Below are 2,171 nucleotides of genomic sequence, written 5' to 3'. Positions count from 1 at the left end.
CCCGCGCGGCGCATCGCGAGCTGCGCTCGCTCCTACGTTTGTTTCGGGCCAATTATTCCTGGGGGATTTGCGCGCGAACGCTTTGGCGCATGGCTTGATATCGCGTCGTACAAACAAGGCGGTCGCGCGCGCCTGTCATAGGCGTTACTGGCCCGAAACAAACGTAGGAGCGAGCGCAGCTCGCGATGCGCCGCGCGGGCGGCGCTCGATTTACGCATCACCTCAAAACTCAAGACTGACATCTGGTAGCCTTGAGCCTATCTTCCGACGAGCACATCGCCGGTTGCTAATTCCCACCACTCCGTGAAGAACGTTTACCCCCTGGGTATCCCCGATCGTTTCAACCGGCTACTTGAGGTACGACCGCAGCAACGCCGCCACCTTGTCCGCCTCGTCCTGCCGTTGCTCGGCACTTAGCCCGTCCGCCACCAGGTGTTCGCGGATATGCCCTTCCATCACTTCGGCCATCAGCCCGTTCACCGCGCCGCGCACGGCGGCGATCTGCTGCAGGATCGCCAGGCAGTCCTTGTCCTGCTCCAGCGCTGTCTCCAGGGCAGCGGCCTGGCCTTTGATCTTGCGCACCCGGGTCAGCAGTTGCTTCTTGCTCTTCAGGGTATGTGCCATTGGGTTCCACACCATGCTAGGTATACTGGGGTATAGTATATTTCTCGATGTTCCGGGAGCATGATAAACCATGGCGACACAAACCTCAGACCGCTGGCAGCACAGCCACCAGTTCCATACCAGCAACCTGGGCGCCGAGCGCAAGACGCGCCTGGCGGTGTGGCTGACCGCGGTGATGATGGTGGCGGAAATTACCGGGGGCTGGTTCTTCAATTCCATGGCGTTGCTGGCCGACGGCTGGCACATGAGTTCCCATGCCCTGGCCTTGGGCCTGTCGCTGCTGGCCTACGCCGCCGCTCGGCGCTATGCCGGCGACCGGCGCTTTGCCTTCGGCACCTGGAAGATCGAGATTCTCGGCGGCTACTCCAGCGCCCTGCTGTTACTGGGCGTGGCCGGGCTGATGGCGTTCCAGTCGGTGGAGCGCCTGCAGACACCGGGGCCGATCCACTATGACGAGGCGATCTTCATCGCCGCCGTGGGCCTGGCCGTCAACCTGATCTGTGCCTGGCTGCTGCGTGACGACCATCACCATCACGATCATCACCACCATGGCCATGATCATCACCACGACCACGGCCACCATCACCACGACCTGAACCTGCGCTCGGCCTACCTGCATGTGATGGCCGACGCCGCTACCTCGGTGCTGGCGATCGTCGCCCTGCTGGCCGGCAAGTACTGGGGCGCCGGCTGGCTCGACCCGGTCATGGGCCTGGTCGGTGCGCTGCTGGTGGCGCTGTGGGCCCGTGGCCTGCTGCGCGATACCGGGCGGGTGCTGCTGGATGCGGAGATGGATGCGCCGGTGGTGGAAGAAATCCGTGAAGTGGTGGCGCAGCTGCCAGTGCCGGCCAGCATCACCGACCTGCACGTGTGGCGCGTGGGCAAGGACCAGTACGCCTGCATTCTCGGCCTGGCCGCCCGGGCCGAGCTCAGCGCCGACAGCGTGCGCACGGCCCTGGGCGTACACGAAGAACTGGCGCACATCACCGTCGAGGTCAACCGCCTGGCATAGCGCGACCAGACAGCTGGACGTCGAGCCCAGGCAACTGCGGCTCGGCCGATGGCCCTATGGTGACGAGTCATTCAGCCAGTCACCAGGAGTTGTGCCATGTCCGATTTCATCACCGTCCTGCGCGAAACCTGCCCGACACCGGTCGTGGACGCCACCAAGTGGAAGCGCATCGGCGGCGATCCGCACACCGTCAACCTCAACGCCTACCTGTCGGCCGACGGCAGCAAGATCATGGGCACCTGGATCTGCACCCCGGGCAAGTTCGAGGTCAACTACGAGAAGTGGGAGTTCTGCCACTTCCTCGATGGCTACTGCATCATCACCCCGGAAGGCGAAGAGCCGAAGCACCTGAAAGCGGGTGATGTGTTCGTGATCGAACCGGGGATGAAAGGCACCTGGGAAGTGGTCGAGACCGTGCGCAAGTACTTCGTCTTTGCCTGATTTGTAAACTTTACCGGCCCTGTCGCCGGCAAGCCGGGCTCCCACAGGTACTGCACTGCCCTCAAGCCTGATGCAGTACCTGTGGGAGCGGCTT

At 63.4% G+C, this 2,171-nt stretch carries 3 protein-coding genes; 2 read left to right on the top strand and 1 reads right to left on the bottom strand.

Annotated elements, in window-relative coordinates:
* Positions 1-348 precede the first annotated feature (348 nt).
* Entirely contained in the window at positions 349-624 is a 276-nt protein-coding gene (locus M2S36_RS21440; RefSeq protein WP_207837861.1) for a metal/formaldehyde-sensitive transcriptional repressor, read from the bottom strand.
* Positions 625-694: 70 nt separating this feature from the next.
* On the opposite strand from M2S36_RS21440, the gene dmeF reads away from it, so the two are divergent.
* Both dmeF and M2S36_RS21430 read left to right on the top strand, forming a co-directional pair.
* A complete protein-coding gene (gene dmeF, locus M2S36_RS21435; protein ID WP_333957812.1) occupies positions 695-1,636 on the top strand; it encodes a CDF family Co(II)/Ni(II) efflux transporter DmeF in 942 nt (313 codons plus the stop codon).
* Positions 1,637-1,732: 96 nt separating this feature from the next.
* On the top strand, positions 1,733-2,077 hold the full coding sequence (locus M2S36_RS21430; RefSeq protein ID WP_003258412.1) for a cupin domain-containing protein: 345 nt from the start codon (positions 1,733-1,735) through the stop codon (positions 2,075-2,077).
* The last annotated feature ends 94 nt before the right edge of the window (positions 2,078-2,171 follow it).

It is taken from the genome of Pseudomonas sp. SF2, assembly GCF_036858055.1.
GTDB lineage: Bacteria > Pseudomonadota > Gammaproteobacteria > Pseudomonadales > Pseudomonadaceae > Aquipseudomonas.
Note: the sequence above shows the minus strand (reverse complement) of the source record. Positions and strands in the feature narration are given on the sequence as shown.